Origin of the sequence: Streptomyces sp. NPDC048254 (assembly GCF_043201895.1) — a bacterium.
Taxonomy (GTDB): domain Bacteria; phylum Actinomycetota; class Actinomycetes; order Streptomycetales; family Streptomycetaceae; genus Streptomyces.
The window spans coordinates 22,837-45,774 of sequence record NZ_JBICZJ010000001.1; the positions used below are offsets into that span (position 1 = coordinate 22,837).

The following is a 22,938-nucleotide window of genomic DNA, read 5'->3' on the forward strand; positions in this document are numbered from 1 at the left end:
CCCTGGTAGCGGCGTTGCCGAGAGCGACGTCACACCCTTGGGGCATGTCGAGAATGGCCGAATACCCCCCGCTCGTCTCACCCTGCGGCATAGCGTCGGAGCAGACCGGAGACCCCGGCCGTGGCGTCGAGCCGCAGGGGGAAGAGCCCGCACTTCCTTCTACGTCACGCAATGGCGCGCGACAGGAGCCAGAGGACAATGCAGACCAAGCTGGACGAAGCCAAGGCCGAGCTGCTCGAACGGGCCGCCCGGGTAGCTGAGAACAGCCCGGCAGGGGGGCACCTACCGACTGGGACGACGGGGACGGCGGACCAGGAGTCCGTGTTCACGTTCCTTCAGCGCTACTACCTGCACACCGCGCCAGAGGACATCGCCGACCGCGACCCGGTCGACGTCTTCGGCGCAGCCGTCTCGCACTTCCGTCTCGCCGAGACCCGTCCGCAGGGCACCGCGAACGTCCGCGTGCACACCCCGACGGTCGAGGAGAACGGGTGGACCTGCAGCCACACCGTGGTGGAGGTCGTCACCGACGACATGCCCTTCCTCGTCGACTCGGTCACCAATGAGCTGACCCGGCAGGGGCGCGGCATCCACGTCGTCATCCACCCCCAGTTCGTCGTCCGCCGCGACCTCACCGGCAAGCTCATCGAGATGCTGCCCGCACCGGCCGCCGGCGAGGAACTGCCGCACGACGCGCACATCGAGTCCTGGATCCACGTCGAGATCGACCGCGAGACCGACCTCTCCGACCTCAAGCAGATCACCGTCGACCTGCTGCGGGTGCTGTCCGACGTCCGTGAGGCCGTCGAGGACTGGGAGAAGATGCGGGAGGCGGCGGTCCGTATCGCCGAGGACCTCGGCGCCGAGCCGGTCCCCGGCGACCTGCCCCGCCCCGAGGTCGAGGAGGCCCGGGAGCTGCTGCGCTGGCTGGCCGCCGACCACTTCACCTTCCTCGGCTTCCGCGAGTACCAGCTGCGCGAGGACGACTCGCTGGGCGCCGTGCCCGGCACCGGGCTCGGCATCCTGCGCTCCGACCCGCCCCACGCCGGTGAGGAGGGCCACCCGGTCAGCCCCTCCTTCGAGCGGCTCCCGGCCGACGCGCGCGCCAAGGCCCGCGAGCACAAGCTCCTCGTCCTGACCAAGGCGAACAGCCGGGCGACCGTGCACCGGCCGTCGTACCTGGACTACATCGGTGTCAAGAAGTTCGACGCGGACGGCAACGTCGTCGGTGAGCGCCGGTTCCTGGGACTGTTCTCGTCCGCCGCGTACACCGAGTCGGTGCGCCGGGTGCCCGTCATCCGCCGCAAGGTCGACGCGGTGCTCGACCGGGCCGGCTTCTCGCCCAACAGCCACGACGGCCGCGACCTGCTCCAGATCATGGAGACCTTCCCGCGTGACGAGCTGTTCCAGACCCCGGTCCCCGAGCTGGAGTCGATCGTCACGAGCGTCCTCTACCTGCAGGAACGCCGGCGGCTCCGCCTCTACCTGCGCCAGGACGAGTACGGCCGCTACTACTCGGCCCTCGTCTACCTCCCCCGGGACCGCTATACCACGGGTGTCCGGCTGCGGATCATCGACATCCTGAAGGAGGAGCTCGGCGGCACCAGCGTCGACTTCACGGCCTGGAACACCGAGTCGATCCTCTCCCGGCTGCACTTCGTCGTCCGGGTCCCGCAGGGCACCGAGCTGCCCGAGCTGTCCGACGCCGACAAGGACCGCATCGAGGCCCGCCTGGTCGAGGCGGCCCGCTCCTGGGCCGACAGCTTCGCCGAGGCGCTCAACGCCGAGTGCGGCGAAGAGCGCGCGGCCGAGCTGCAGCGCCGCTACATCAACTCCTTCCCCGAGGGCTACAAGGCCGACCACACCCCGCGTGCGGCGGTCGCCGACCTGGTCCACCTGGAGCGGCTCACCGAGGAGCCGGGCAACGACTTCGCGCTCAGCCTCTACGAGCCGGTGGGCGCCGCCCCCGACGAGCGCCGCTTCAAGATCTACCGCAAGGGCGCCGCGATCTCCCTGTCGGCGGTGCTGCCGGTTCTCAACCGGCTGGGCGTCGAGGTGATCGACGAGCGGCCGTACGAGCTGCGCTGCTCGGACCGGACGACCGCGTGGATCTACGACTTCGGGATGCGGATGCCGAGGACGGCGGGCGGCGGCAACGGCGACTACCTGGGCGACGACGGCCGTGAGCGGTTCCAGGACGCCTTCGCCGCGACCTGGACCGGCCTCGCGGAGAACGACGGCTTCAACGCGCTGGTGCTGAGCGCCGGGCTGAGCTGGCGGCAGGCGATGGTGCTGCGGGCGTACGCCAAGTACCTGCGGCAGGCCGGTTCCACGTTCAGCCAGGACTACATGGAGACCACCCTCCGCCACAACGTCCACACCACCCGGCTGCTCGTCTCGCTCTTCGAGGCGCGGATGTCGCCGGACCGGCAGAAGGCCGGCCTGGAGATCACCGACGCCCTCCAGGAGGAGCTGGACGCGGCGCTCGACCAGGTGGCGAGTCTCGACGAGGACCGCATCCTGCGCTCCTTCCTGACCGTCATCAAGGCGACGCTGCGCACCAACTTCTTCCAGGAGACGGTCGAGGGCGCCCCGCACACGTACGTCTCCATGAAGTTCGACCCGCAGGCCATCCCGGACCTCCCGGCGCCGCGCCCGGCGTTCGAGATCTGGGTGTACTCGCCGCGTGTCGAGGGTGTGCACCTGCGCTTCGGCAAGGTCGCGCGCGGCGGTCTGCGCTGGTCCGACCGGCGTGAGGACTTCCGGACCGAGATCCTCGGCCTGGTCAAGGCGCAGATGGTCAAGAACACCGTCATCGTGCCGGTCGGCGCCAAGGGCGGGTTCGTCGCCAAGCAGCTGCCGGATCCGTCGAAGGACCGGGACGCGTGGCTGGCCGAGGGCATCGCCAGCTACAAGACGTTCATCTCGGCGCTGCTCGACATCACCGACAACATGGTGGCCGGCGAGGTCGTGCCCCCGCAGGACGTGGTCCGGCATGACGAGGACGACACCTACCTGGTGGTCGCGGCCGACAAGGGCACGGCGACGTTCTCCGACATCGCCAACGAGGTCGCCGGCAGCTACAACTTCTGGCTCGGCGACGCCTTCGCCTCCGGCGGCAGCGCGGGCTACGACCACAAGGGCATGGGCATCACCGCGCGCGGCGCCTGGGAGTCCGTGAAGCGGCACTTCCGGGAGCTGGGCGTCGACACCCAGACCGAGGACTTCACCGTCGTCGGCATCGGTGACATGTCCGGTGACGTGTTCGGCAACGGGATGCTGCTCAGCGAGCACATCCGCCTGGTCGCCGCGTTCGACCACCGGCACATCTTCATCGACCCCACCCCGGACGCGGCCACGGGCTACGCCGAGCGCCGCCGGCTGTTCGAACTGCCCCGCTCCAGCTGGGGCGACTACAACACCGAGCTGCTCTCGGCGGGCGGCGGGATCTTCCCGCGCAGCGCCAAGGCGATCCAGGTCAACGCCCATATCCGCGAGGCCCTCGGCATCGAGGAGAAGGTCGCCAAGCTGACCCCGGCCGAGCTGATGAAGGCGATCCTCAAGGCGCAGGTCGACCTGCTGTGGAACGGCGGCATCGGCACCTACGTCAAGGCGTCGACCGAGTCGAACGCGGACGTCGGCGACAAGGCCAACGACGCCATCCGCGTCGACGGCGCCGACCTGCGCGTCAAGGTCGTCGGCGAGGGCGGCAACCTGGGCCTGACCCAGCTCGGCCGGATCGAGTTCGCCCGCCAGGGCGGCAAGATCAACACCGATGCCATCGACAACAGCGCGGGTGTGGACACCTCCGACCACGAGGTGAACATCAAGATCCTGCTCAACGGCGTGGTCGCGGACGGCGACATGACGGTCAAGCAGCGCAACAAGCTGCTCGCCGAGATGACCGACGAGGTCGGCTCGCTGGTGCTGCGCAACAACTACGCGCAGAACGTGGCGATCGCCAACGCGCTGGCCCAGTCCAAGGACATGCTCCACGCTCAGCAGCGGTTCATCCGCCACCTGGTCAGGGAGGGCCACCTCGACCGGGCCCTGGAGTTCCTGCCCACCGACCGGCAGATCCGCGAGCGCCTCGGCTCCGGACAGGGTCTGACCGGTCCGGAGACGGCCGTCCTGCTGGCGTACACGAAGATCACGGTCGCCGACGAGCTGCTGGCGACCACGCTGCCGGACGACCCGTATCTGAGCAGCCTGCTGCACGCCTACTTCCCGACGGCCCTGCGCGAGCGGTTCGCCGCCGCGCTCGCCACCCACCCGCTGCGCCGCGAGATCACCACCACGGTCCTGGTCAACGACACGGTCAACACCGGTGGTACGACCTATCTGCACCGGCTGCGCGAGGAGACCGGGGCCTCCCTGGAGGAGATCGTCCGGGCGCAGACCGCGGCGCGTGCGATCTTCCGCTCCGCCCCGGTGTGGGACGCGGTCGAGGAGCTGGACAACAAGGTCGACGCGGCCGTCCAGACCCGGATCCGGCTGCACTCCCGCCGTCTGGTGGAGCGCGGCACCCGCTGGCTGCTCAACAACCGGCCGCAGCCGCTGGAGCTGCTCGACACCGTCGACTTCTTCTCCGAGCGGGTCGAACAGGTCTGGCAGCAGCTGCCCAAGCTGCTGCGCGGCGCGGACCTGGAGTGGTACCAGCACGTGTACGACGAGCTGTCCGCGGCCGGTGTGCCGGACGAGGTGGCGGCCCGGGTGGCCGGCTTCTCCTCGGCCTTCCCGGCGCTGGACATCGTCTCGGTGGCCGACCGCACGGGCAAGGAGCCGCTGGACGTCGCCGAGGTCTACTACGACCTCGCCGACCGTCTCGGCGTGACCCAGCTGATGGACCGCATCATCGAACTCCCGCGCGCCGACCGCTGGCAGTCGATGGCCCGTGCCTCCATCCGCGAGGACCTGTACGCGGCTCACGCGATGCTCACCGCGGACGTGCTCGCCGCGGGCAACGGCACCTCGACGCCGGAGCAGCGCTACCAGGCCTGGGAGCAGAAGAACGCCGCCATCCTGGGCCGGGCCCGGTCCACGCTGGAGGAGATCCGCAGCTCGGACTCGTTCGACCTGGCCAACCTGTCGGTGGCCATGCGGACGATGCGGACGCTGCTGCGCACGCACGCGTAGTCGTACGAGTCGTACGACAGAAAGGGCGCCCCGGGCCGGTGACGGCTCGGGGCGCCCTTTCTGTCCGGTTGCCTTCAGGAGGGCTGGGCGACCTTCGAAGCGTCGGCCTGCTGCGGCGGCGCGGCCTTCGGCTTGGGCTTGGGCTTCGGTTTGGGCTTCGCCTTGTCGCCGGTGAAGGCCTCGTACTCCTGGAGGACCTCCTCGGTCGGCCCGTCCATGCGCAGCTCTCCGCGCTCCAGCCACAGCACCCGCTCGCAGGTGTCGCGGATGGACTTGTTGTTGTGGCTGACCAGGAACACCGTGCCCGCGTGCTCGCGCAGCGCCCGGATGCGCTCCTCGGAACGCATCCGGAAGGCCGCGTCACCGGTGGCCAGCGCCTCGTCGATGAGCAGGACGTCGTGGTCCTTGGCGGCGGCGATGGAGAACCGCAGCCGGGCACCCATGCCGGAGGAGTAGGTGCGCATCGGGAGGGTGATGAAGTCGCCCTTCTCGTTGATGCCGGAGAAGTCGACGATCTCCTGGTAGCGCTCCTTGATCTCCTCGCGGGTCATGCCCATGGCGAGGCCGCCGAGGTAGACGTTGCGCTCGCCGGTCAGGTCGCCCATCAGGGCCGCGTTGACACCGAGGAGGGAGGGCTGGCCGTCGGTGTAGATGGCGCCGTTCTCCACCGGCAGCAGGCCGGCGACGGCCTTGAGGAGGGTGGACTTGCCGGAGCCGTTGGTGCCGATGAGACCGATCGCCTCGCCCTTGTAGGCGACGAAGGAGACGTTCCTGACCGCGTGCACCTTGCGGACGCCCGCCGCCTTCTCGCTCTGCTTGCGGCGCAGCATGCGGTTGAGGGCGGCGGTGGCGGAACCGCGGCCGGCGCCGGTGCCGTTGACCCGGTAGACGATGTCGACGCCGTCGGCGACGACGGTGGGGATGCGGGTGTCGCTTACGTTCTCAGCCACGGCCGTACGTCTCCTCAGCCTTCCAGAAGTAGATGAAGCCGCCGACGCCGACGACCAGGGCCCAGCCGGTCGCGATGACCCACACGTGCGGCGGCAGCTGGCCGGCGTGGAAGCTGTCGATCAGGGCGAAGCGCATCAGGTCGATGTAGACGGCGGCCGGGTTGGCCTTGAGTACCGGGTTCACCCAGCTCGGCAGACCGCTGTGCTCGCCGGTCAGCTTGTCGATGTTCCACATGACGCCGGAGATGTACATCCAGGTACGCAGCACGAACGGCATCAGCTGGGAGATGTCCGGGGTCTTGGCGCCCCAGCGGGCCATGATCAGCGACATGCCGGTGTTGAAGGTGAACTGCAGGACCAGCGCCGGGACGGCCAGCACCCAGGAAGCGGCCACCGGAACGCCGAAGCAGAGCAGGATCACGACCAGGGCGGCCATCGAGAACAGCAGCTGCTGGAGCTGCTGGAGGCAGAAGGAGATCGGGAGCGCGGCGCGCGGGAAGTGCAGGGCGCGGACGAGTCCGAGGTTGCCGGCGATCGCACGGGTGCCGGTCATGATCGAGCTCGACGTGAACGTCCAGATGAACACGCCCGTGACCAGGAACGGGATGTAGTCCGGCACGCCCTTCTTGGTGTGCAGCAGAACACCGAAGATGAAGTAGTACACCGCCGCGTTCAGCAGCGGGGTCATGACCTGCCAGACCTGGCCGAGCTTCGCCTGCGCGTACTGGGCGGTGAGCTTGGCGGTGGCGAACGCGGTGATGAAGTGCCGCCGCGCCCACAGCTGGCGGACGTACGCCGGCAGGGTGGGGCGGGCGCCGCTGACCGAGAGTCCGTGCCGGGCGGCGAGTGCCGCGAGGTCGTCCTCGGCCGTGACCGGGGTCGGGGGCGGTGTGTGGAGAACCTGGGTCACATCCGCTGCTTTCACTCGGGGGGTGGGGGTGCGGCGTCCGGCTGGGCACCGGTCCCGTCATCCGATGTTTCCTTACGCTTCTCTTCGCGTTTTCTTACGTCGGGACGGGACCGTATCGTCGCAACGGGAGCGTAGGCCGAGTTGGCGTCGGAACGCAACCGTTTCGTCGTCACGGACTGGTGTGCGCCGTAACACTTCCGAGGTCGGGGCGCGACCGATTCGTTGCCGGGGGACGGGCCGTGCTCGTGTTCGGTACGGCGGTGAGCTGGGAGTCGTTCAGCGCGGCTCTGTTGCGGCGATCGGGTGGTGAGCCTCGTCGGGACGCAACCGTTTCGTCGTTACGCCCCTATGCTGGGTGACATGACGACGAACGCCGAGGAGTCCCAGACGCGTCCGCGCCGACGAGCCCCCGCCGGGGCGGCCGTCCTCCGCGAGGACGTGACCGAGGCCATCCGGGCCGCCGTCTTCGAGGAACTCGCGGCGGTCGGGTACGCCCGGATGTCCATCGAGGGCATCGCCCGCCGCGCGGGTGTCGGCAAGACCGCCGTCTACCGCCGCTGGCGCTCCAAGCTGCACCTCGTCCTCGACGTCGTCTCGGCCCTCGCGGTGCTGGGCCTGCCGGTGCCCGACACCGGCTCCCTGGAGGGCGACCTGCGGCTCCTGTACGAGGTCACCTCCCGTGCGCTGCGGCACCCGGTCGCCTCGCAGATCATCCCGGACCTCCAGGCCGAGGCGGCCCGCAACCCGGAGATCGCCGAGGCCATGCAGAAGACGCTGCGCGAGGGCCAGGACGGCGTCGCCAGCAAGATCATCGAGGCGGCCCAGCGGCGCGGCGAACTCGCCGCGAACCTCGACGACGACCTGGCCATGGACCTGATCTCCGGCCCGCTGTACTGGCGTTCGGTGGTGATCCGCACCCCGAAGCTGCCGAAGGGGTATCTGGCGGCGCTGGCCCGTGGCACCACGGAGGCGCTCAAGGCGCTGTGAACCACTCCGCCGGGGATGTCACAGGCGGGGCCGCCGTCTCGTCGTAGAGGGCGCAGGCATCCTCGATCAAGGAGTGGACGATGAACCTCGCCCTGTGGATCGCCGCCGGACTGCTCGCCGCGGTGGCCCTGACCGGTGGGATCAGCAAGACGTTCGTACCCCGGGAGAAGCTGGCCGCGGCCCACGGCGGAGGCTGGACGGGGGACGCGGGCGCCGGCTTCGTCAAGACGCTCGGCGTGCTGGAGCTCCTGGCCGCGGTGGGCCTGGTCCTGCCCGCGGTCGTCGGTGTCGCACCGGTGCTGGTGCCCGTGACGGCCGCCGCCTGGGTCCTGCTGATGACCGGTGCGATGATCACCCACGGCCGGCGCGGCGAGACCGCGTTCGTGGCGCTGAACCTCGTCTACCTCGTGCTCGCGCTGGTCGTCGCGGTGGGCCGGTTCGGCCCCGCGTCCTTCTGAGCGGCCGGTTCATGGATGTCGGAGGGGGAGCCGGGGGAGAAGGGGGACACGGGGAAATGGGGGAGTGGACATGAACAGGACCGAGGAGTTCCAGGAGCTGCGGCCGCTGCTGTTCTCGATCGCGTACCGGATCCTGGGCAGCGTCAGCGAGGCGGAGGACGCGGTCCAGGAGAGCTGGCTGCGGTTCGAGGGCTCGCCGACGGAGGTCAGGTCGCCGAAGGCGTTCCTGTCGGCCGCGGTCACCCGGATCTCGATCGACGTACTGCGTTCGGCCCGCGTCCGGCGAGAGGAGTACGTCGGCCCGTGGTTCCCCGAGCCGCTGCTCGCCGATCCCTACGAGGATCCGGCGCGGTCGGCTGAGCTGGCCGACTCGGTGTCGATGGCGGCGCTGCTGCTTCTGGAGCGGCTCAGCTCGCTGGAGCGGGCCGTCTTCGTGCTGCGCGAGGTGTTCGACTTCGGCTTCCCCGAGGTCGCGTCGGCGGTGGGCCGCTCGGAGGCCGCGTGCCGCCAGCTCGCGGTACGGGCCCGGCGCCACATGGCCGAGGGCCGCCCCCGCTTCGAGGCGGACCGGAGGGAACGGGACGAACTGGCGTCACGTTTCTTCGAGGCCCTCCACGAGGGCGACCTGGCCGGCCTGCGGGATCTGCTCGCCGCCGATGTGTCCCTGGTCGGCGACGGCGGCGGCAAGGCCCCGCAGCTGGCCCGGACGGTCATCGGCGCCCAGAACGTGGCCCGCCTTCTCGCGGCCGTCTTCCCGGTGCTGGACCGGGTCGAGGTGAGCTGTGAGCAGCACGAGGTCAACGGCCAGCCGGGCGCGATCTTCCACGACCGCGACGGCAAGGTCCTCCAGACCTTCTCCCTGGACATCCTCGACGGCCGGATCCAGGCGATCCGCCTGGTCCTCAACCCCGACAAGCTCACCCACGTGGGCCCGGTGGCGGACGCCTGGGCCATCTCGGAGGAGCTCAAACGAGCCCGTCGGCCCGTGGACTGACCACCCCTCGCCCGCGGCACCCGGCCCGCGGGGCTGAGACCCCGGACTGCGGCGCCGAGACACGCGCCACATGGCGCCGAGACACGCGCCACACGGCGCCGAGACACGCGCCACATGGCGCCGAGACACGCGCCACACGGCGCCGAGACACGCGCCACATGGCGCCGTTGGACTCGGCCGCGGAGCCGAGGCCCCGGACCGAGGCGCCGAGACCCCGGACCGAGGCGCCGAGACCCCGGCCCGCGGCGCCGAGATACGGCCACACAGCGCTGAGATACGCGCTACACGGCGCCGTTCGACTCGGCCGTGGGGCCGGGGTGCCGGCCGGGGGCGCGTCCGCCTTCGGGCGGGGGGCGTCTCTGCTACCGGCCGATGGGCGTGGCGGCGGCTGCCGGCCGGCTCCCTGCTGCCGGGTGGATCCGGGCTGGCGGGCGGACCCGAGGTGGCGGCCGGCTCCCTGCTGCCGGGTGGATCCGGGCTGGCGGGCGGACCCGAGGTGGCGGCTGGCTCCCTGCTGCCGGGTGGATCCGGGCTGGCGGCGGCCCCGGGGGCGCGGGCGGACCCCGGGTGGCAGGCGGATCCGGGGCAGAGGGCGGATTCGGGCGTCGGGCGGACCCGGGGCGGCAAGGCGGATCCCGGGTGGAGGGCGGATCCGGGGCGGCAAGGCGGATCCGGGGCAGAGGACGGATTCGGGCGTCGGGCGGACCCGGGCGGCAAGGCGGATCCCGGGTGGCGGGGCGTATTCGCGGTGGCGGGGGTGTGGGTCAGGTTCGGGTTGCCTGTGGGTGCAGGCGTACCCAGCCCTCCCAGGCTGAGGTGATCATGTCCTGGACGTCGTGTTTGGCCTTCCAGCCCAGCTCTGTGGAGATGCGGTCGGCGGAGGCGACCACGCGGGCCGGGTCGCCGGGGCGGCGCGGGGTGACGGTCGGGGGGCGGTCGTAGCCGGTGACCGCGTTGATGCGGTCGATCATCTCGCGGACCGAGACGCCCTCCCCGCGGCCGATGTTGAGGGTCAGTTCGCGGCCCGGCTCGGCCTGGAGGGCGCGGGCCGCCGCCACATGGGCCTCGGCCAGGTCCACCACGTGGATGTAGTCACGGACACAGGTGCCGTCGGGCGTCGGGTAGTCGTCGCCGAAGACGCGCGGCGGGGCACCCTCCGTGAGCTTCTCGAAGACCATGGGGACGAGGTTGAAGACTCCCACGTCGGCGAGTTCGGGGCGGGCCGCGCCGGCCACGTTGAAGTAGCGCAGGCAGGCCGTCGAGAGACCGGTCGCCCGGCCCGTCGCCCGGACCAGCCACTCACCCGCCAGCTTCGTCTCGCCGTACGGCGACATCGGCACGCACGGCGTGTCCTCCGTCACCAGCTCGACGTCCGGCATGCCGTAGACCGCCGCGGAGGAGGAGAACACGAAGGACGGGACCCCCGCCTCCGTCACCGCCTGGAGCAGGACGCGCAGGCCTTCCACGTTCTCCCGGTAGTAGTGCAGGGGACGGTCCACCGACTCGCCCACCTGCTTCTTCGCCGCCAGGTGGACGACCCCGGTCACCTCGTGCTCGGCCAGGGCGCGCGCCACCTTCTCGCCGTCCAGCGTGGAGCCCACCACCAGGGGGACCTCCTCCGGCACGCGCTCGGCGACGCCGGTGGACAGGTCGTCGTACACCACCGTCCGCTCGCCCGCCTCGGTCATCGCGCGTACGACATGCGCCCCGATGTAACCGGCGCCGCCGGTGATGAGCCACGTCATGTATGCCCGTCCCCTCCGTCAGTTGGCCCGTGGTGTTCGTCAGCCGCGGTCGACCTTCAGTGAAGCAGGTGCCGCCGACATCAGCGGACGGCCGAGGTGACTTCCCGCGCCCAGGGAGGTGCGGACGGGGTCCGCCGGGCGGCGCGTGGCACGCCACAGGCGGGTCAGGGAGAGGACGGCGGCGGTGGCCAGCAGGCCGTTGCGGGCGAGCATCAGCAGACAGCCGGTCCAGGTGCCGTGCACGACCTCGGCGTAGAACGTGGGGTAGGCGACGGCGCTGAGCGCGGTCGCCGTCACGATCAGCGCGGCGACCGGGCGCTGGGTGGTGTGCCGCGAGGTCAGGCAGACGGCGGCCAGGCCGAGCAGCCAGATCATGTACTGGGGGCTGATCACCCGGCTGGTGACGGTGAAGAGGAGCACCGCGCTCAGCGCCGCGTCGTACGGGGTGGCCTCGGTCCAGTGCCGGGCCCGTACCCGCCACAGCACCAGGAGCGCGAAGGCGACGACGGTGAGCGCGAGGGAGACCGTCGCGACCGCGTGCACATGCGGGCCGACCAGCTCCATCGCGCCGTACTGGTAGCGGGTCGTGCCCCGCCAGCCGGCGTGCCGGGCGAGGCTGAGGGCGGTGCCGCCGAGGGACTCGACCTGCACACCCCGGCCGCCCTGCTGACGGAGAAAGGCGAGCGGGTTGCGGAAGGAGAGCAGGAACGCGGCGAGGGTCGCGGCCCCGGTCACGGCCGCCCAGGTCCACGCCGTGCGCGTCGGACGGCCGCGCTCGACGCCCAGCAGCACCAGCGCGGGCCACACCTTCACCAGCGCGCCGAGGGCCGCGAGCGCTCCGCACGCGCGCGTGGCGCGCCCCAGCGCCAGCAGGGAGAGCACGGCGAAGGCGGTGACCTCCACGTCGTAGCGGGCGAGCGGGAGGTGCAGCAGGAGGGGGAGGGCGCCGGTCCACAAGGCTGCGCCCAGCAGCGTGCGCCCGGGGCGCGTGCCCGCGCGTGCGAGCGCCGTCGTGATCAGCGCGTCGGTCGCCAGGGTGAGTGCCACGAACGCCTGGAAGTAGCTCGGCCCGGGCACCAGCCCCGGCGCGAGCAACACCGCGCCGGCGCCCGGCGGGTACTGCCACAACGTGTCGTGCGCCGGGAACGCGCCGTGCGACAGAACGCCGTACCAGTGGAAGTACAGCCGCCACACTTCGCGCGCGACCGCTCCGTGTCCCAGGAGTCGCTCGTTGTTGTGGGCGAGGAGCCACAGCATCGACGCGCGCGTGGCGAGCCAGACACCGACGAGCCAGACACCGGCGAGCCAGAGGGGGCGCGCGAGGCGCGGCGAGCGCGGGGGGTGTGCGGTGCGCGCGGGGCGCCGCAGGCGCGGGAGTCGAACAGGTGGGGCGAACGGGGCCCGTGGAAGCGGGAAGTACGAGCGGCGATTCATCAACCGCGAGCGTAAGCCGCGCGGATGGTGTATCCATGCCGATACGCCGTCAATACCCGGCAAAGGTTGGCTAATCGCAAAAGATCGGGCCGTGGTGAGTATCGGGCCTCTCGTAAAAGCGCATCCGCGGACGACGCGAACGACGACAACCGGCCGGCCGACTCCGTCGAGTCGGCCGAAGCCGTTGGGGGGACCGTCCGACGGGCCGCCGGGCCGCGCGCGCCGTGCCGTCGTCGTGGCCGTCCCGGCCGCGGTGATGCTCGCGGTCGGCCTCTGGGGGCTGCACCGCGGCGGGATGTGGCGCGACGAGGCCGTCACCTACCAGGTCGCCCGGCGCACGGTGCCGCAGATCTGGCGGCTGCTGCACGGCGTGGACGCGGTGCACGGCCTGTACTACCTGCTGATGCACGTCGTCCTCGCCGTCGCGCCGGGCCGGCCGGGCGAGGTCGACCTCCGGCTGCCCTCGGTGTGCGCGGCGGCCGCCACCGCGGGCCTGGTGGCCGTCCTCGGCACCCGCCTGGGCCGGCCGCGCGTCGGCCTGTGGGCCGGACTGATGTACGCGGTCACCCCGCTGGTCGGCCACTACGCGCAGGAGGGCCGCTCCTACGCCCTGGTCGCCGCCGGTGCGACCGGCGCGACCCTGCTGTTCGTACGGGCGGCGGACGAAAGGGAGACCGAAAGGGAGACCGGAGGCGAGACCCGAGGGGAGGCCGAAGACGGGACCGGGGGCGAGACCGGGAGCGGGACCGGAGGTGGGCGGCGGGCCTGGTGGTGGTACGGCGCCGTCCTCGGAGTCACCTGCTGGCTGCACGAGTTCGCGGTCCTGCTGCTGCTCGCGCACGCGGGAACCCTGGCGCTGGCCCGTTCGTCGGGAAGGGTGTGGCGGGGGTGGGGCTGCGCGGCCGGGGGCGTGGTGCTGTCGCTGCTGCCGATGGTCGTCGTCTCGCACGCGCAGTCGGCCCAGCTGGCGTGGCTGCGGGAGCCGGACCTGGAGACCGCGCAGGAGTTGCTGCGCCAGTACCTCGGACCGACCGACGGGGTGTACTGGGCATGCCTCGCGCTCGGTCTGCTGGGGCTGACCCGGCTGGTGGGCCGGCGCGGCGAGGTGACCCTCGCGGCGGTCGCGCTGCCGCTCGCGGTGCTGCCACCGGTGGCGTTGATGCTGGCCTCGCAGCTCACACCGCTGTACGTCGACCGGTATGTGCTGTACGCGCTCACCGGGGCGCCCCTGCTGGTGGCGCTCGGTGCGGACCGGGTCGCCGGGGTGCTCGGCCGGCTCTGGTCGCACGGCTCGGCGACCACGCCCAGGTCGCCCGCGCTCACCCTGGCCGGGGTCCTGGCGCTCGTCCTCGCCTTCACCCACCAGGTGCCGCTGCTGCGGCAGGACCGGGTGCCGACCACCCGGCCCGATGACCTCGGCGCGGTCGCGGAGGCGGCGGCGCGTGCGTTGCGGCCGGGTGACCCCGTGCTGTACCTGCCGGCCCATGCGCGGGGGACGGAGCTGGCCTATCCCGCCGATTTCAAGGGCACGCGGGACGTCGCACTGGCCGAACCGGCCTCGGTGTCCGGGACGTTGTACGGGAGCGAGGTCGGGGCGGGGACGCTGCGACGGCGGCTCGCGGGGGTGGACGAGGTGTGGGCGGTGATGGAGAAGTACGCGCTGGTGAGCGGGTACCGGCCGCGGCTCGCCACGGAGCGGGCCAAACTCGCCGTGCTGAACCAGCAGTTCGTGCTGCGGGAGGAGATGGTGATCGACCGGATCGCGCTGCGGCTGTATGTGCGGCCGATTCGGGGCGGGTCGGGCTGAGTTCAGCGCGCCCCTTCCTCCGAGGCCGCCGTGTCCAACGCCCCCGTCAGCTGGTCCAGGCGTGCCTTCAGATCCCGTATCTCGTCCACGTCGAAGCCGGTCGCGGACATGATCCTGCGCGGTACCTCGAAGGCCCGCTCCCGCAGTTCGGCGCCCTGTTCCGTCAGCCGTACCTCCACCGAGCGTTCGTCGCGGGCGCTGCGCTGCCGGTGGACCAGGCCCGCCGTCTCCAGGCGCTTGAGCAGGGGTGACAGCGTGCCGGAGTCCAGGCGCAGGTGTTCGCCGAGCTTCTTGACCGGCAGGTCGCCCTGTTCCCACAGCACCAGCATCACCAGGTACTGCGGGTAGGTGAGCCCGAGGTCCTTGAGGATCACGCGGTAGACGCTGTTGAAGGCGCGGGACGCGGCGTGCAGGGAGAAGCAGATCTGGCGGTCCAGGCGCAGCCACTCTGCCTCGGGGGCGGGGGTAGGGGTCGTCGCGGTCATGGCTCGATCGTACCTCTTGCGAGTCATTTAGTTGTGCACAATTGAATTGTGTGCTCTACTTGTCGTCGTGAGGGCGGCAGGAACGGAGCCGCCGGAACACAAAACTTCGAGAGGGATGGTTTTCCATGGACGCGCTCTACACCGCAGCCGCCACCGCCACCGGCCGGGAGGGACGGGCGGTCAGCTCGGACGGGCAGCTGGACCTCGCGCTGGCGTTCCCGCCGGCTCTCGGCGGCAACGGCCAGGGCACCAACCCCGAGCAGCTCTTCGCCGCCGGTTACGCCGCCTGTTTCGCCAGCGCCCTCGGCGCCATCGGCCGCCAGGCCAAGGTGGACACCGGCGAGATCTCCGTCACCGCCGAGGTCGGCATCGGCAAGGACGAGTCCGACGGCGGCTTCGCGCTCAAGGTCACCCTGCGCGTCGAGCTGCCCGAGGAGCTCTCCAACGAGACCGGCGAGAAGCTCGTCCACCAGGCCCACGACTACTGCCCCTACTCCAAGGCCACCCGGGGCAACATCCCGGTCGAGCTCATCGTCGAGTAGTCAGCCGGGCAGTCGGCCGGGCGGCCACCGGTACGTCCCTCGTCCGGGTGAGCCGCGCGAGCACCTCCCCGGTCCGCCGGCTCCAGTCCACGACCACCGCATCTCCGGGCAGCCGCTCGCGCCGCGTCAGCAGCAGCCAGCGCACCCGGGGGCGGTGGTCGTGGGCGTCGGCCAGTTCGATGCCGTATCCAGGAAGCAGGCGTACGGCGTAGTAGGCGTCCGTGACCACCGGTTCCCCGGCGCCGATATGCCGGGCCGCCCAGTCGTACGACGGCCAGCGCGGCGGCTGGACGAAGCCGACCGGGTCCAGTGAGCGCGGTACGACCGCCCCGGCCTGCGCGGTCAGGAAGCCCAGGCAGGCCCCGCCCGCGGCGGCCCACCCCAGCGTCCGCCGCCGGCCCGGCCAGCGCCGCTCGGCCGCCAGCTCCACCGCGAGCGCGCACTGCGGCGCCAGAAGGGCGGGGCCGAGCAGTTCGCCGAAGCCGTGGCGGACGCCGTACCCCGCCAGCAGGGCCTCCAGGACGAACAGCAGTACGAGCGGATCACGCCAAGCCGCGGTCCGTCCCGCAACCAGACATCCCTGCCGATCCGTCTGCCGGTCCGCCCGTCGCGGCGCCTGCCCGGCCGTGCGCCGAGCCCGCACCCACAGCGCCGGCACCCCGAGCAACGCCAGCCAGCACTGCCCGACCATCCCGCCGAAGCCGCCGAAGCCGCCGAAGCCGCCGAAGCCGCCGAAGCCCCCGAAGCCCCCGAAGCCCCCGAAGCCGCCGAAGCCCCCGACGGCCTCGTACGCCCCGTAGGCCTGTGGCAGCACGCGCGCATGTGTCCCGAAGGCGATCACCCCGGCCGCCGCCGCGCCCGTCAGCCCCCACCGCCCCCACACCGCGCCCCGCCACCCCCGCTGCCACCCCGCCGCGAACGCCACCGCCCCGGCCGCCGCCGCCACGCCGAGCACCGGGTCGACCAGGGCCACCACCCCGTACAGCACCCCGAGCGCCGCGAATCCGGAGAGGCTGCGCAGGCCGCTCGGGCCGACATAGCGCACCCGGCGCAGATCGCGGGCCCGGGCGCCGGTCAGGGCCCAGGCCCAGAGGGTGAGACCGAGGGCGAACGCGGACGGGTAGCCGAGGCTGCCGGTCAGCGGCAGCAGGGCCAGCGAACCGCCGCCCGACCCCGGCCGGGTGCCCCACAGCACGGACATGAAGGCCAGTGCCAGCACCGGTGCCCAGGGGCGCGGGGAGAGCACGCGGACCAGTCGGCCGAGGCCGGTCAGCAGCACCAGCAGGTTCAGCGGGCCGCACACCCGCAGCAGCTGCCAGCCGCTGAGCCCGGTCAGCCGTGCCAGCGTGTCCTGGGCCAGCACGTACGGGGACGCGGCGGCGTCCGCCAGGCCCGCCCGCAGCAGCCGCTCCACCGCCGCCGCGTGCTGTCCGGCCTCGCAGCACGGCGGCACCCGCCAGTACGCCAGGGTCATCACCAGCCAGAACAGCAGGCCGGAGAGCTGGTACGGGGTGAGTCTCCGGGCGCGGCCGCCGCGCAGAGCGGTGGAGCCGCGCGCGGCGCGCCGGACCAGGGCGCCGGTGCTCACCGGAGAGGACGGACAGGGCGGACCATTTGCCGAGTGTTCCCGCGGGTTCCGGTGACGTCCCGGCGGCTTCGCCGCCCGTCACCTCATCGAGTGAGCCTCCGGCAGGCCCCCGCCGCTCACCTCGTCGAGTGACCCCTGCGAAGGAACCCGAACCACCCGCTCCACCAGCGGCTCAAGGAGCAACGGCACCCCCACCACCGGCAGCAGCCAGGCCAGCACGATCAGCCGGTCGCCCCAGATGTTGATGTCCGGATGCCCGGCCTGGGTCAGGAACCCGGTGCCCGCGGCCGCCAGCAGGAAGACCCCGAAGGCCGGCCGCCGCCGCGCCCCCCAGGCTCCGGCCGCCAGCGCCGCCGGGAACAGCGGCGCCAGCAGCTGCCGGCGCAGCCACTCCACCCAGAAGTCCCACTCCAGATGGAGGAACTCCGGCCAGGGCCGGACCCGGTCCGGGTGGGTGTAGTGGTCGGTCAGCAGGTCCTGCATGCTCTCCGCCTCGGAGGGATAGCCCAGCAGCCGGGCCAGCAGCAGGGTGCCGGCGACCGCCACGCAGCCCGCCGCGGCGATCGCCACCACCGGGCGCCCGGCCGCCCGGCCGTGCCGTCGCCGCCGCACGGCGACCGCCGCTCCCGCCCCGGCCAGGCACACCCCGAGGAACAGCGCCTGCGCGTGCTTCACGGCGAACAGCGCAAGCAGCGCACCCGCCACCAGCGCCGTTCCCGCCCACGCCGTCCCCACCCGCGCCGTCCCGGCCCGCGCCGCTCCCGCCTGCCCGGTGAGGGCCAGCGCGCAGCCCCACACCGCCGTCAGGGTCAGCGCCAGCGTCAGGCCCTCGGTCATCGGCCGCATCGCGGTCGTGCCCACCGGCAGGGCGTAGTACAGGGCCTGCCCGGTCAGCGCGAGCGGCACCGGTACCGACAGCGTCCGCAGGATCAGGAAGGCCAGCGCCCCGCCCGCGGCCGTGACCAGCACACTCGCCAGCCACACTCCCCAGGTCACCCCGAACGCGGTGACGAACGGCAGCAGGAACACCGGATAGCCGGGCCGCACCTCGAAGATCGCCCGCAGCCGGGGAGCCACGAAGGGCACGATGTGCCCGTCCGTCTGCCCGGCCGCCAACCGGCGCTCCACGCGCCGCAGTTCATTCTCACGGCACTCCGCGAAGACCCGCCGCGCCGGGCTCGGTGCATGGAAGTGCAGCACGTTCACGCTCTGCGCGCGCGCCGCCGCCGATGCCTGGCCGGCGCACGCCCAGCCGGCCGTCCGGGCCGCCGCCTCCCGATGGTCCGCCCCGCCCAGGGTCAGCGCGTAGGACACGTAGTTCTCGGAGTCGGGGGTGTCCCGGCCGGTGACGTTGGCGAGTTGCAGCACCGCGAACACGGCGGCCAGGACCAGCACCCAGGTGCGCGGTCTCACGTCGACGCCAGCAGATCGTGACCCGGGGCCGGTTCCGGCACCCGCACACCGGCGGCCGGCATCGGCTCGCCGAGCAGCAGCGTCCGTACGACCCGTTCGGCGGCCCTGCCGTCGTCGAACTCGCAGAAACGGGACCGGAAGTCGGCCCGCAGCCGTGCCGACTCCTCGTCCCGCCAGCCGCCCGAGGCGAACAGCCACGCCAACTCCCGGTAAGTGTGCGACACATGGCCCGGCGCCTCGGCGGTGATGTCGAGATAGGCGCCCCGGCTCGCGGTGCAGGCGGCCCAGTCGTCGGCGTGCACGACGATCGGCCGGTCCAGGTTGGCGTAGTCGAACATCACGGAGGAGTAGTCGGTGACCAGGGCGTCCGCCGCCAGCAGCACCTGCTCCCCGTGCGGTTCGCCGGTCGCGTCGACCACGATCCCGCGCCGGTGCAGCTCGGCCAGGCCCATCCCGCGTGCCGGACCGGTCGCCAGCGTCGGATGCAGCCGGACCACCAGGGTGTGGCCCGCGCCGAGGTCGGCGGCGAACCGGGCCAGGTCGATCCGCTCGGTATGGCCGCCCCGGACGTGGTCCCGGCGGGTCGGGGCGTAGAGCACGACCGTGTGGCCGGCCGGAATGCCGTACCGGGCCCGGAAGTCCGAGGGGCCGCCCTCGACCAGCACGTCGTTGCGCGGGCTGCCCGTGCGGGCCGACGTGAAGTGGCAGGGGTAGGCCCGCTCCCACACCAGCTCGGAGTGGCGGTTGGCGACCAGGCTGTGGTCCCAGCGGTCGGCCCGGCGCAGCATCTGCGGCACGTCGAGACCGAGCCGGGCGCCGGGCTTGCCCAGCAGGTCGGCGCCCAGGTACTTGAGCGGGGTGCCCCGGTGGGTGTGGATGTGCACGCTGCCGGGCCGCTTGACCAGCGCGCCGGGCCAGTTGACGTCGTTCACGAGGAACTTCGCGCGGGCGGTGAGCCGCCGGTACTCCGGGGAGTCCAGCAGTACGTGCTCCACGTCGGCGGGCAGCCCCGCCGCCACCTCCGCGTCCTTCACCACCCAGACGCCCCGCAGCCCCGGCGCGATCTCCCGGGCCTTGCGGTAGACGGCCGCCGGGTCGCCCAGCAGGCCCCGGTGCGAGGACGCCGAGTACAGGACCAGCTGCTCGTCCAGCGCGCGGTGACCGCCCAGCCCGGTCAGCGCGTGCCGGGCCCGGGCTCCCGCCGCCCGCCGCATCCGCAGCGCCTGGCGTCCGCTCTCCCGGCCGATCCGCCCGGCCTGTTCGCGCAGCCGGTACGACGCGTACGAGCCGCCCAGTACCCCGAGGTCGGCGCCCTCCGGACGATACGCCCGGTACAGCTCCGCGGTACGCCGGAAGAACTCGCCCCTGGCCGCGGGCGGCAGCCGGTCCGGTTTGGCGAGGATGTCCAGGCAGTGCTCGCCCATCTTCCGGTGCAGATACGGCCGCCAGCCCGCCAGCTCAGGGCGCGAGTCGACGAACTCGAACACCCTGCGGTACTGGTCGTGGACGTCGAAGTGCTTGCGGCTGGTGGTGGAGAGGATGTTGCCCTGGCGGCGCTGGCGGTAGTTCAGGCAGATCCGGTCGAGGGTGGCGATCCGGCCGGCGCCGAGCAGGACCGGGAAGGTCCAGGGGGTGTCCTCGTAGTAGCCCGGCGGGAACCGGAAGCCGTTCTCCTCGACGAAGTCACGCCGGTAGGCCTTGTTCCACACCACCATCAACAGGTCGAGGATCTCCGGGTGTTCGGCCGCGGTGAAGACGCCGTCGGTCGAACTCAGCACCTCCGCGAGGGCGTTGCGCCGGGTGCCGCCCCACCAGTAGGTGCGGGCGTAGTCGAAGACCAGCACGTCCGGGTCGCCGGTCTCCGTCAGCCGGTCGGCGATCGCGTGCAGTGCGCCCGGGGTGAGGGTGTCGTCGCTGTCGAGGAAGAGCAGGAAGTCGCCGGTGGCGTGCGGGAGTCCGGCGTTGCGGGCGTGGCCGAGGCCGACGTTCTCGGGCAGGTGCAGGACCCGTACGCGCGGGTCGCGGGCCGCGTACTCGTCGAGGATCGCGCCGCTGCCGTCCGGGGAGCGGTCGTCGACGGCGATCACCTCGATGTCGTGGAAGGACTGCTCCAGGACCGAGTCGAGGCACTCGCGCAGAAAGCCCTGCACCTTGAAACAGGGCACGATCAGACTGAATCGGGGCACGGTCAGCTCCTCGCGAAGACGGTGGCGGCCGGGGCGGGCAGGCGTTCCGCGAGGGGGATCAGCGGCGGGAGCGCCTCCGGCGGCTGGCCGAGGAACACCCGGCGTACGACGCGTTCGGCGGCCAGACCGTCGTCGAACTGGCAGAAACGGGCCCGGAACTCGGCCCGCAGCCGCTTGGACTCCGGGCTCCGGTGGGAACCCTCGCGGAAGATCCGGGCCAGTTCCTCGGGGGTGCGCGCGACCGGGCCCGGCGGCTCGGCCATCAGGTCGAAGTACACGCCCCGGGTCTCCCGGTAGACCTCCCAGTCGTCGGCGTAGACGACGATCGGCCGGTCCAGGTTGGCGTAGTCGAACATGATGGAGGAGTAGTCGGTGATCAGCGCGTCCGCCGCGAGACACACGTCCTCGGCGGAGCGGTGCGCGGTGACGTCGATGACCCGGCCGGTGCCCGCGAAGGCTCCCCGGTCGTAGAAGTAGTGCGCGCGCAGGAGGACGACGACGTTCTCGCCGGCCGCCTCGCAGAACGCCTCCAGATCGAGGCCGGTCTCGAAGCCGGTGTGGTGGTCGCGGTGGGTGGGGGCGTACAGCACGGCCGTCCTGCCGTCCGGGACGCCCAGGCCGCGGCGAGCCCGGACCACGTCGTGGCCGGACGCCGTGTAGTAGACGTCGTTGCGCGGATAGCCGTACTCCAGCGCCTCGTACGAGCCGGGGAAGGCGCGCTCCCAGGTCTGGGTGGAGTGGCGGTTGGCGGAGAGGTTGTAGTCCCAGCGGTCGACGCGGCCGAGCAGCTTGGTGAAGCTGCCGGTCCGCGCGGCGACCACGGGGTACGTCGACTGGTCGACGCCCATCTTCTTCAGCGGGGTGCCGTGCTGCGTCTGCAGATGCACGCTGCCCGGCCGCTTGACCACGCCCTCGGCGAAGTTGGCGTTGTTGACCAGGTACTTGGCGCGGGCCAGCACCTGCCAGTAGCGGCGGCTGCCGATCACCGCGTACTCGACGTCCTCGGGCACCGTGTGTTCCTGGCCGGCCTCGACCAGGAACACCGAGCGCAGCCGCGGGGCGAGTTGGCGGGCCGTGGCGTGGATCGCGGCCGGGTTGCAGGTGTAACCGCGCCCCCAGTAGGCGCAGTACACGGCGAGGCTCTCGTCGAGCGGGCGGCGCAGGTCGAGGGCGTAACGCAGCCGGGTGAGCGGCAGCCGCGGGCGGGGCAGCCGCCCGGCCGCCCGGTTGGCCCCGCGCAGCGCCCGGAACGCGGTGTACGCGCCCGCCGCGAGGAGCCGGTGCTGCACCCCGAGACTCCCGCCCGGCATCCGGAACCCGGCCGGGCGGTACGTACGGTGCAGCCACCCCGCCCGGCGGAAGAACGCCCGGTGCCCGGACGGCAGCCGCTGCGGGCGGGCGGCCGTCCTCAGCACGGTCTCGAAGAGCTGCTCGAACAGCGGCCGCGCCCGTTCGCCCGGGAGCCCCGCCGCGAGCGCCCGTGCCAGTACCAGCTCGACCTGGTCGAGGAGTTCGTGCTGATGCGCACCCGGCAGGTTCAGCCGGCTGCCCTGCCGGCGCAGCCGGTGCCGTACGACCACCGAACGCAGCACCGCGACACGGTCGGCGGCGATACCGGTCAGGCCGCCCCAGCCGACGTCCGTGAAGTGGCCGTCGGGGAAGCGCAGCCGCCGGTCCGTGAGAAAGCTGCGGCGATGGGCCGCGCTCCACGCCGGCAGCGTCACCCCGGTCAGCGCGGGTGCCTCGGCCGGGGCGAAGGCGCCCTGCGGGGTGCCCGCCAGCAACGGCGCCGCCGGATTGGCCGGCTCGCCCTCCCACCAGGGCGCCCGCTCGTGCTCGAAGTACAGCACGTCCACGTCACCGGTCTCGGCCAGCCGTGCCGCCAGCCGCGCCAGCGCGCCCGGGACCAGGACGTCGTCGCCGTCGAGGAACAGCAGATACGTGCCCTGCGCCACTCGCATCCCGGTGTTGCGGGCCCCGCTCAGCCCCGCGGACGGCGGTGAGTGCACCGGGGCCACCCGGGAGTCCCGCTCGGCGTATCCGGCGGCGACCGCGGCGGCCGGGGCGTCCGGCGCGTCACAGACCGGGATCAGCTCCAGGTCGCCGAAGGACTGGGCGAGGACCGAGTCCAGCGCCTGGGACAGCCGGCCGGCGACCCCGTGGGACGGGACGATGATGCTGAAGCGGGGCATGCTGCTCTTTCTCAGGTGTCCATGCGGCCCGGCCTCCCCGTGGGTCGCCAGGTGGACGGCCGCGACGGAGTGGGCCGCGAGGTGTTCGGGGGCATGAAGGAACTCCCTGGA

15 protein-coding genes are annotated in these 22,938 nt (G+C 72.3%); 6 read left to right on the plus strand and 9 right to left on the minus strand.

Annotation, left to right across the window (positions count from 1 at the left end):
* The first annotated feature begins 198 nt into the window (after nucleotides 1-198).
* Nucleotides 199-5,136, plus strand: a complete 4,938-nt coding sequence (locus ACGFZQ_RS00100; protein ID WP_393838463.1) for an NAD-glutamate dehydrogenase — start codon at nucleotides 199-201, stop codon at nucleotides 5,134-5,136.
* Between the two features lie 74 nt (nucleotides 5,137-5,210).
* On the opposite strand, the gene ACGFZQ_RS00105 is transcribed toward ACGFZQ_RS00100, so the two are convergent.
* Together ACGFZQ_RS00105 and ACGFZQ_RS00110 are read right to left on the minus strand one after the other, a co-directional pair.
* Nucleotides 5,211-6,086: an ABC transporter ATP-binding protein gene (locus ACGFZQ_RS00105; protein WP_393838464.1), complete on the minus strand. Its 876-nt coding sequence runs from the start codon at nucleotides 6,084-6,086 to the stop codon at nucleotides 5,211-5,213.
* Nucleotides 6,079-6,996 (minus strand): ABC transporter permease, encoded by a 918-nt coding sequence (locus tag ACGFZQ_RS00110; RefSeq protein ID WP_351701484.1) that lies wholly within the window; start codon nucleotides 6,994-6,996, stop codon nucleotides 6,079-6,081. Before ACGFZQ_RS00110 ends, ACGFZQ_RS00105 begins: the two co-directional genes overlap by 8 nt.
* A gap of 360 nt (nucleotides 6,997-7,356) precedes the next feature.
* Between ACGFZQ_RS00110 and ACGFZQ_RS00115 the strand changes: the two genes are divergently transcribed.
* The 3 genes from ACGFZQ_RS00115 to ACGFZQ_RS00125 all read left to right on the plus strand — a co-directional run bounded on the left by ACGFZQ_RS00115 (nucleotide 7,357) and on the right by ACGFZQ_RS00125 (nucleotide 9,435).
* Nucleotides 7,357-7,983, plus strand: a complete 627-nt coding sequence (locus ACGFZQ_RS00115; protein WP_351701481.1) for a TetR/AcrR family transcriptional regulator — start codon at nucleotides 7,357-7,359, stop codon at nucleotides 7,981-7,983.
* An 80-nt stretch (nucleotides 7,984-8,063) separates the two neighbouring features.
* Complete coding sequence (locus ACGFZQ_RS00120; RefSeq protein ID WP_393838465.1) at nucleotides 8,064-8,441, plus strand: DoxX family protein; 378 nt, start codon at nucleotides 8,064-8,066, stop codon at nucleotides 8,439-8,441.
* A 70-nt stretch (nucleotides 8,442-8,511) separates the two neighbouring features.
* Nucleotides 8,512-9,435: an RNA polymerase sigma-70 factor gene (locus ACGFZQ_RS00125; protein WP_393838466.1), complete on the plus strand. Its 924-nt coding sequence runs from the start codon at nucleotides 8,512-8,514 to the stop codon at nucleotides 9,433-9,435.
* A 764-nt stretch (nucleotides 9,436-10,199) separates the two neighbouring features.
* Here ACGFZQ_RS00125 and galE read toward each other — a convergent pair.
* Nucleotides 10,200-11,180, minus strand: a complete 981-nt coding sequence (gene galE, locus ACGFZQ_RS00130; protein WP_351746694.1) for a UDP-glucose 4-epimerase GalE — start codon at nucleotides 11,178-11,180, stop codon at nucleotides 10,200-10,202.
* Nucleotides 11,181-11,219: 39 nt separating this feature from the next.
* Complete coding sequence (locus tag ACGFZQ_RS00135; protein WP_393839212.1) at nucleotides 11,220-12,437, minus strand: glycosyltransferase 87 family protein; 1,218 nt, start codon at nucleotides 12,435-12,437, stop codon at nucleotides 11,220-11,222.
* A 412-nt stretch (nucleotides 12,438-12,849) separates the two neighbouring features.
* Here ACGFZQ_RS00135 and ACGFZQ_RS00140 point away from each other — a divergent pair, with 412 nt between their 5' ends.
* Entirely contained in the window at nucleotides 12,850-14,421 is a 1,572-nt protein-coding gene (locus ACGFZQ_RS00140) for a hypothetical protein (protein WP_393838467.1), read from the plus strand.
* 2 nt (nucleotides 14,422-14,423) lie between these two features.
* Here ACGFZQ_RS00140 and ACGFZQ_RS00145 read toward each other — a convergent pair whose 3' ends face one another.
* Nucleotides 14,424-14,906, minus strand: coding sequence for a MarR family winged helix-turn-helix transcriptional regulator (locus ACGFZQ_RS00145; protein WP_393838468.1), 483 nt, complete (start codon nucleotides 14,904-14,906; stop codon nucleotides 14,424-14,426).
* A 125-nt stretch (nucleotides 14,907-15,031) separates the two neighbouring features.
* On the opposite strand from ACGFZQ_RS00145, the gene ACGFZQ_RS00150 reads away from it, so the two are divergent.
* Nucleotides 15,032-15,448 carry an organic hydroperoxide resistance protein gene (locus ACGFZQ_RS00150; RefSeq protein WP_351746699.1) on the plus strand — a complete coding sequence of 139 codons (417 nt, stop codon included), beginning with the start codon at nucleotides 15,032-15,034 and terminating at the stop codon, nucleotides 15,446-15,448.
* On the opposite strand, the gene ACGFZQ_RS00155 is transcribed toward ACGFZQ_RS00150, so the two are convergent.
* The 4 genes from ACGFZQ_RS00155 to ACGFZQ_RS00170 all read right to left on the minus strand — a co-directional run bounded on the left by ACGFZQ_RS00155 (nucleotide 15,435) and on the right by ACGFZQ_RS00170 (nucleotide 22,827).
* Entirely contained in the window at nucleotides 15,435-17,036 is a 1,602-nt protein-coding gene (locus ACGFZQ_RS00155) for a hypothetical protein (RefSeq protein ID WP_393838469.1), read from the minus strand. The genes ACGFZQ_RS00150 and ACGFZQ_RS00155 overlap by 14 nt on opposite strands.
* A 78-nt stretch (nucleotides 17,037-17,114) precedes the next feature.
* Nucleotides 17,115-18,449, minus strand: a complete 1,335-nt coding sequence (locus ACGFZQ_RS00160; protein ID WP_393838470.1) for a hypothetical protein — start codon at nucleotides 18,447-18,449, stop codon at nucleotides 17,115-17,117.
* Nucleotides 18,446-20,635, minus strand: coding sequence for a CDP-glycerol glycerophosphotransferase family protein (locus ACGFZQ_RS00165; RefSeq protein ID WP_393838471.1), 2,190 nt, complete (start codon nucleotides 20,633-20,635; stop codon nucleotides 18,446-18,448). Before ACGFZQ_RS00165 ends, ACGFZQ_RS00160 begins: the two co-directional genes overlap by 4 nt.
* Nucleotides 20,636-20,637: 2 nt before the next feature.
* Complete coding sequence (locus tag ACGFZQ_RS00170) at nucleotides 20,638-22,827, minus strand: bifunctional glycosyltransferase family 2 protein/CDP-glycerol:glycerophosphate glycerophosphotransferase (RefSeq protein WP_393838472.1); 2,190 nt, start codon at nucleotides 22,825-22,827, stop codon at nucleotides 20,638-20,640.
* Nucleotides 22,828-22,938 lie beyond the last annotated feature (111 nt).

Bases quoted from the DNA above. Each gene is read 5' to 3' on its own strand.
- ACGFZQ_RS00100 (WP_393838463.1), top strand. From the start codon at position 199: ATGCAGACCAAGCTGGACGAAGCCAAGGCCGAGCTGCTCGAACGGGCC.
- ACGFZQ_RS00115 (WP_351701481.1), top strand. From the start codon at position 7,357: ATGACGACGAACGCCGAGGAGTCCCAGACGCGTCCGCGCCGACGAGCC.
- ACGFZQ_RS00120 (WP_393838465.1), top strand. From the start codon at position 8,064: ATGAACCTCGCCCTGTGGATCGCCGCCGGACTGCTCGCCGCGGTGGCC.
- ACGFZQ_RS00125 (WP_393838466.1), top strand. From the start codon at position 8,512: ATGAACAGGACCGAGGAGTTCCAGGAGCTGCGGCCGCTGCTGTTCTCG.
- galE (WP_351746694.1), bottom strand. From the start codon at position 11,180: ATGACGTGGCTCATCACCGGCGGCGCCGGTTACATCGGGGCGCATGTC.
- ACGFZQ_RS00135 (WP_393839212.1), bottom strand. From the start codon at position 12,437: ATGCTGTGGCTCCTCGCCCACAACAACGAGCGACTCCTGGGACACGGA.
- ACGFZQ_RS00145 (WP_393838468.1), bottom strand. From the start codon at position 14,906: ATGACCGCGACGACCCCTACCCCCGCCCCCGAGGCAGAGTGGCTGCGC.
- ACGFZQ_RS00150 (WP_351746699.1), top strand. From the start codon at position 15,032: ATGGACGCGCTCTACACCGCAGCCGCCACCGCCACCGGCCGGGAGGGA.
- ACGFZQ_RS00170 (WP_393838472.1), bottom strand. From the start codon at position 22,827: ATGCCCCGCTTCAGCATCATCGTCCCGTCCCACGGGGTCGCCGGCCGG.